The 5,637-nt window shown below is 68.1% G+C and carries 5 protein-coding genes; 2 read left to right on the forward strand and 3 right to left on the reverse strand.

Translation table 11 applies throughout. The annotated features are described in order from the left end of the window. The first annotated feature begins 48 nt into the window (after positions 1-48). The gene (locus ACTWPB_RS26630) at positions 49-444 is read left to right on the forward strand and encodes a VOC family protein (RefSeq protein WP_446226496.1); all 396 of its coding nucleotides are present in this window, start codon (positions 49-51) and stop codon (positions 442-444) included. A gap of 42 nt (positions 445-486) precedes the next feature. Here ACTWPB_RS26630 and ACTWPB_RS26635 read toward each other — a convergent pair whose 3' ends face one another. Next, a complete protein-coding gene (locus ACTWPB_RS26635) occupies positions 487-1,707 on the reverse strand; it encodes an MFS transporter (RefSeq protein WP_446223239.1) in 1,221 nt (406 codons plus the stop codon). Positions 1,708-1,786: 79 nt separating this feature from the next. Here ACTWPB_RS26635 and ACTWPB_RS26640 point away from each other — a divergent pair, with 79 nt between their 5' ends. Beyond that, positions 1,787-2,134 carry an ArsR/SmtB family transcription factor gene (locus ACTWPB_RS26640; protein WP_446223240.1) on the forward strand — a complete coding sequence of 116 codons (348 nt, stop codon included), beginning with the start codon at positions 1,787-1,789 and terminating at the stop codon, positions 2,132-2,134. 65 nt (positions 2,135-2,199) lie between these two features. Here the strand turns inward: ACTWPB_RS26640 and ACTWPB_RS26645 are convergent, their stop codons facing one another. Continuing rightward, on the reverse strand, positions 2,200-3,714 hold the full coding sequence (locus ACTWPB_RS26645) for a tetratricopeptide repeat protein (RefSeq protein WP_446223241.1): 1,515 nt from the start codon (positions 3,712-3,714) through the stop codon (positions 2,200-2,202). A gap of 261 nt (positions 3,715-3,975) precedes the next feature. Continuing rightward, on the reverse strand, positions 3,976-5,334 hold the full coding sequence (locus tag ACTWPB_RS26650; protein ID WP_446226497.1) for a M16 family metallopeptidase: 1,359 nt from the start codon (positions 5,332-5,334) through the stop codon (positions 3,976-3,978). Positions 5,335-5,637 lie beyond the last annotated feature (303 nt).

A 5,637-nucleotide genomic window follows, 5' to 3' on the forward strand; every position in this document is an offset into this window, starting at 1 on the left:
TCGTACCGAGCCCAGGGTCGGTGCCATCACAAACTAAGGAGAAATCCCCTGTCAGTGCAGTTCAATCACACCATTGTCGGATGTCGCGATAATCGGGAAACCGCCGAATTCTGGGCGGACATCCTCGGGTTGGACATAGGAAAAGAGTGGGGGCCGTTCATTCCGATCGCCCTCGATCACGGAGCGGCCTTCGATTTCGCCAAGGTTGCGCCCTTCGTTTCCGAGATCCAGCCACAGCACTACGCGTTCCTGGTCTCGGAGGCCGAGTTCGATGCGGCCTACGCCAAGATCCAGCGCTACCAGCTGGACCATTGGGCCGACCCCCAGCAGCACGGGGTCAACGAGATCAATCACAACGACGGCGGTCGTGGCGTCTATTTCCTCGACCCCAACGGCCACTTCCTGGAACTGATCACCGTTCCGTACGGCGGCTGGCCCGAGTGATCACCCAGGCCGGTCCCGCTTTCCGCGAGACCGGCCTGTGGTTCACACCGGTTTCGCGGCAGCCCTGGTCCCGCGCAGACCCAGCAGCGCGGCGCACACACACGCCACCGACACGATCACGATGAACCACGGGAATACCGTCGCGATCCCCCATGTCGTCGCCGCCCAGCCGGCCGCCAGGGTCGGCAACGCCATCGCCGAATAGGCGAGCAGGTAGTAGGCCGACATGGTTTCGCCCCGGCGATCGTGCGGGACGACTTCGGCCAGGTGCCGCAGCGATCCACCGAAACCGAGCCCGAAGGTGGCGCCGAGTACCAGGCCCGCGACGATCACGACGGCAGGCTGTTTGGTGGCCAGCGCCGGGATGGTGGCCAGCAGCGCCGCGGCCATGCCGAGGTCGCCGATCACCGCGGCGCGCCGCGCCGGAATGCCGGTGGCGAGCAACTGGGCCAAGGCGGCCGACAACGCGGTGCTCGCGACAACGACGCCACCGAACACCAGGTTGTGCATGCCGGTCTTCGCCGCGGCCAGTGACGGATACAGCGACAGCAGCACGCCCAGCACCGACCAGGCGGCCATCACGCCGATCGCGGAGAACCAGAAGTCGGCTCTGATCTCGTGCGGGACAGAGGGTTTCGCGATGGTGATGCGCGCCTTCACGCGGGTGGTGTGCGGTTCACGCAGCGCGAGGATGCCCGCCCCCGCGGCCAGACACACCACCGCGATCACCACATAAGGCGTGCGCAGCGGCGAGGGCGCGTACTGCGCGAGGACCGCGGTGCCAAGGACCGCGACCGCGATGCCGACATTGAACGCGACACCACTGAGCTGCCCGGAACGCGCACCACGCTCGGGCCGCAGGTCGAGCAGCGCCGCGGCACCCGCGACGACAGTGGCTCCGACTGCCGCCCCGTGCAATGCCCTGGCCAGCAACAACATCGGTACCGAATCGGCGAGCAGGAAGACGACCAGCCCGACAATCATGGTCGCGAAGGCACCGATCATCACCGGCTTGCGGCCGACCACGTCGGAGATCCGCCCGGAGACGAGCACCGCACCGAGCGCCGCGAAGGCGTACACGGCGAAAACCATGGTCGTGGTCAGCGGCGACAGATGCCACTCGGTCTCATAGATCCCATAGAGCGGAGCGGGCGCCCCGGACACCCCGAGCGCCACCGCACTCGCGGCAAGGACGAGCCCGTACGCCCAGCGCTGCCCGGCCTCGACCGGCGCCATCGTTGTCGCTGCCACTATCAGCCCCATCAGCAAAGTTTGATAACCATCGAACGAGCCTCAGGCTACGCCGAGTATGATGACTATCAAACCCCGAGTGAGGTAACTCATGACACAGGCTAAATATCTACCCTCGGCGCCGACCAAACCGGTCGCCGCGCTCCCCACCGTCCTCGGCGCCCTGCACGATCCCGTCCGCCTGGAAATGGTCCGGCGCCTGAGCAACGCGGCCGCCCCCATCCGCTGCGCGGCCCTCTACGACGCGATCAACAAATCCACCGCGACCCACCACTTCAAGATCCTGCGCGAAGCGGGCCTGATCGAGCGCCTGACCATCGATGGCCAGACCTTCCAGAACCTGCGTACCGACGCCATCGAGCACGCCCTCCCCGGCCTGCTCCCCTCGATCGTCGACGCCGCCAACCGCGCCGGCGCGCCTCTCGACCGGGCCGAGTGACTGCCACCCCCGGCCGAGCACACGAACCGGCCGGTGGTCGCCCTGGCCTGCTCTGGGCGTGATGTCTAGCGTTGCGCCGTAGGCTCCGGCACCACCGTCGTCAGCCGTGGCCGCAGGTGCGTCGGCAACAGTCGACTCGGGATCGTCGGCAACGGACGGGTGGTGGTCGGCGGTGTCGGCGCCCTCACCAACTCCCGCCCCCGGACCTCACCGGTGAAGATCTCGCCGCCACCCCACCGCACCGCGAGACCGGCCCCCGCGAGCGGCACCAGGATGCACAGCGAGATCGCGACAATCCCCCAGGTGTGCCGGAACGCGCGCCGGTCGAGCCAGACCGTGATCCCGGCCTCGACCAGCAGGGTGACGAACACGACAGCGAGCACGGCGACCAGCGCACCGAACACCGCGGGCTGGCGCGCCCACCCGCGGGCGAACCCTGCGACGACGACCAGCGGCACCACGCAGATGCCGAGGACGACAACCTGAATGGCGGCGAAGTCCAAACCGTCCTCCGGGTCGGGATCATCGAGACCACGCCGCATCCACGCCGTGAACAGCAGCACATGCCCGAAGGCCGCGCCGAGGGCACCGAGCACCAGCAGGACGCACCCCACGCGCACCAGCCCGGCGAATTCCGACCGCATCACGATCGCACCCAGATCCACGATCAGCCCCGATATCGCCAGCGCGGCGAGCGCGAACACCACCCGCGGCCGCCGCAGCACCCTGGCCCGCAGATAACCCGGCGGTAGTCGCCGGCGCAGCTTGCGAAACACCCCGTACCAGGCCAGCGGCAGCGCCGCGAACATCATCGGGGAGAGCACTCGCAACACGATCGGCGGCGCCCACATCGCCACGGCCGCAAAGCAACCCGCGAATGCCCAGACCCACGCGGCCAGCCGTAGCAGTGCCCGCCAGTGGACTTCGGCGAGCAAGCGCCGCGCCCTGGTATCGGTCGGCGCGTTCGCGAGCAGGCCGCGCAGGGTCGCGACGGCGGCGTTGCGGCCACCGTCGAATCCCGCGAACTCCACCCGCGCCTGCATGCGGAGCAGGTCGACGTGCAGCGGGTCGATCGCCAACCCCGCGGTGACGTGATGGCGCGCGGCTTCTGGATCGCCGAGCCGCTGATAGGTCTCGGCCGCCGAGCAGTGGACGTCGGCGTCGTTCGGCTCCCGCGCGACCGCCTCGACCAGGGCCGCGCGCGCCCGATCCTTGTCCTTGCGTGGACCGCTGGTGTGCAACAACGCCAGCAACAGCAGTGTCGCCGCGTCGTGGGGCCGAAGCCTGGCAGCGGTGTAGCCGTGCTCTAGCGCGAGGTCCCACTCCGCGCGCATCGAGTACGCCATCGCCACCAGGACGTGCGCGCGGTCGGAATCAGGATCGGCGAACAGCGCTTGACCGGCCAATCGCACCGCGTCGTCGTATTCGTCCAGGTCGTAGGCGATGTCCGCCAGCGCGACCAGCACGTCCGGATCGTCGGGCGCCGCCAGCAACGCCGTCCCGAGAATCCGCCGCGCCTCCTCGATCCGCCCGATCTCCCTGGCCACGCGCGCCCGTTCGAGCGCCACCTGCACCGGCATGACCGATCACCTCCCCCTGTGCGCTATCCGAACGCACCGTACCGGTTCGAGATCTGATGTCCAGGCACCCGAGCCCGCCACATCGCGCCTCAGCCGCGGACCCGCTGGTCGACGTCGCCGCCATCGATCCCGGTGCCAGGCTCGGTCCGCGAGACCAGCATCCCCCACGCGCCTACCGAGTTCGCCCCACAGAAAGGACTGACGGACCGGACACCCGGTGGCCGTTCACGAGCACCGTGACGACCGAATCGGCCGAATTGCTCAGCGCTCGACGAGCTTTCGCACCGAGACAGGCAGGTCGCGGGTGCGCCGATAGGGGCCAGAGACCGCCGCACCGTAGGGACGGGCGAGCAGCGTGCGGGCGATGTCGCTGACTTCCTCGGTGGTGACGGCGTCGATGCGGGCCAGGGTGGCCGACACGCTGCGGTGGTTGCCGTAGCTGAGTTCGCTGCGGCCGATGCGGTTCATCCGGGATGCGGAGTCCTCGAGGCCGAGCACCAGCCCGCCGCGCAAAGAACCCTTGGCCCTTGCGCATTCGGCGTCGGTGACACCGTTGACCGCGATCTCGTCGAGCACGTCACGCGCCAGCGTTGTTACCTGGCCGAGGTTTTCGGGCTGACAGCCGAGCGAGACCGAGAACGAGCCGGTGTCGGCGAAGGTGTCGACGCTCGAGTACACCGAGTAGGCCAGGCCGCGCTCTTCCCGGATGCGTTGGAACAGACGAGAACTCAGGCCTCCGCCGACGATGGTGTTGAGGATCGACAGTGGCCAGCGCTGCTGGCCTTCGTGCCTGCCGAACGCGCGTACACCGAAGGCGAGGTGGGTCTGTTCACTGTCGCGATTGATCCTGATCAGCCCGGGTGCGCCGTGGGCGCGGAACTTCCCCTCGCGACGCGGCGCGGGTTCGGCGGTGGTGTCCAGGTGCGGCCCGAACGCGCGGTGCACCAGTTCCACGACGCGCTCATGGGCCACATTGCCCGCCACCGCGACCACCATGCGCTCGGGCCGGTAGCGGCGCTGATGGAAGCCGCGCAGCTGAGCGGCCTGCATGTTCTCGATGGATTCGACGCTGCCGATCACCGGGCGCCCGATCGGGTGGTCGCCGAACATGGCGGTGAGGAACGAGTCGGCGACCAGGTCTTCAGGGTCGTCGTCGCGCATCGCGATCTCTTCGAGCACGACCTGGCGCTCCACGTCGACGTCGACCGCGCGGCACAGACCGTTGAGCACCACGTCCGAGACGAGGTCGACCGCCAGTGGCAGGTCCTCGTCGATGACGTGGGCGTAGTAGCAGGTCTGTTCCTTGGCGGTGAACGCGTTGAGTTCGCCGCCGACCGCGTCCATGGACTGCGCGATGTCGAGGGCGGTGCGGGTCGGCGTCGCCTTGAACAGCAGGTGTTCGAGGAAGTGCGCGGCACCTGCCACGGTGGGGCCCTCGTCGCGCGAACCGACGCCGACCCACACCCCGACGGAGGCGGAGCGCACGCCGGGCACGTGTTCGGTGACCACGCGCAGACCACCGGGTAGCACGGTGCGGCGCACCCCACCGTCGGTGGAGACATCATCAGCGGATTCGGTACTCGACTCGGTCAACTTCGGCTCTGTCACCCGATCCCCCATTGCGGCGTCCATATCTGACGCGGTACCCGATTCTGTCAGCTTTGGCTTCGTCACCCGATCGCCAATTGCGGCGTCCTCATTGGACGCGGTATCCGATTCTGTCAGCTTCGACGTCGTCACCCGATCGCCAATTGCGGCGTCCTCATTGGACGCGGTATCCGATTCTGTCAGCTTTGACGTCGTCACCCGATCCCACCGGACGGCTGTTCTGGCATGGTTCCTCAACCTCTCGAATGGGAGCTGGCGACGTGCGCGAAATGCCTCACTACGCAGGCAGCAGGCACGAAGGCCGACTCCGCGATT

The sequence above is a fragment of the Nocardia sp. IBHARD005 genome (genome assembly GCF_052814245.1).